General features: G+C 73.4%; 2 protein-coding genes. One reads left to right on the forward strand and one right to left on the reverse strand.

The window, feature by feature from the left end:
- Nucleotides 1–805: alpha/beta fold hydrolase (locus tag Q7W29_04525; GenBank protein ID MDO9171081.1), on the forward strand; the 805-nt coding region annotated here is incomplete at its 5' end.
- A gap of 8 nt (nucleotides 806–813) precedes the next feature.
- On the opposite strand, the gene Q7W29_04530 is transcribed toward Q7W29_04525, so the two are convergent.
- On the reverse strand, nucleotides 814–1,025 hold a 212-nt coding region (locus Q7W29_04530), incomplete at its 5' end, for an SDR family oxidoreductase (protein MDO9171082.1).

The raw sequence follows: 1,025 nt of genomic DNA on the forward strand, positions 1-1,025 counted from the left end.
CGTGGACGGCCCGCCCACCGGCGTGGTGCAGATCGCCCACGGGCTGGCCGAGCACGGTGAACGCTACGACCGGTTTGCCAGGGCGCTCAATGCGGCCGGCTTCGTGGTCCACGCGGTCGACCACCGTGGGCACGGGCGCACCGCCAACGGGCGACTGGGTGACATCGGTGCGGCCGGCTTCGGTGGCCTGATTGCCGACGTGGCCCAGTTCGGCGCCGCGCTGCGCGCGCAGCACGGCGGCCTGCCGGTGTTCCTGTTCGCGCATTCGATGGGGTCGTTCGCCGCGCAGGCGGCCATGCTCGACCACTCCGCCACCTGGTCGGGCGTGGTGCTGTCCGGCTCGACCGCGCTGGACGCGTTCGGCGCGGCCATGGCCAACGCGCCCGCGGACGCCCCCGCCGGGCTCGAAGCCTTCAATGCCGGCTTTGAGCACCGCACGGGCTACGAATGGCTGTCCCGCGACCCCGCCGAGGTGGACGCCTACGTGGCGAACCCCTGGTGCGGGTGGGACGTGCCGGCCGATGTGATCCCCGCCTTGTTCGCGCCCGCGCCCCGGGTGGCCGACCCCGTGCTGCTGGCGGGCATCCGCAGCGACCTGCCGGTGCTGATCGCTTCAGGCGATGCCGACCCGCTGGCGGGTGGCGGCGCGCTGATCCAGCTGCTGGGCCAGCGCTACCGCGAGGCAGGCCTGGCCGACGTGACGGTCAAGCTGTACCCCGGCGCCCGCCACGAAATCCTGAACGAGACCAACCGCGACGAGGTGACGGCCGACATCGTGGCCTGGCTGCGCGCGCACGCGGCGTAGGCGCCGTCCTAGACCGTCGGCACCGTGCCGCCGTCGATCAGGTGCTCTGAGCCCGAGATGGAGCCCGCGCGCGGCGACACCAGGAAGGTGATCAGATCGGCCACCTCTTCCGGCCTGGCCGGCCGTCCGAGCGGGATGCCCCCCAGCGACTGCATGATGATCCGCTGGCCGCCCTCGTAGTCCGTCCCGGCCTGGCGTGCCAGCCGCTCGGCCAGCGCCA

This window comes from bacterium (assembly GCA_030654305.1).
Taxonomy (GTDB): Bacteria; Krumholzibacteriota; Krumholzibacteriia; order LZORAL124-64-63; family LZORAL124-64-63; genus PNOJ01.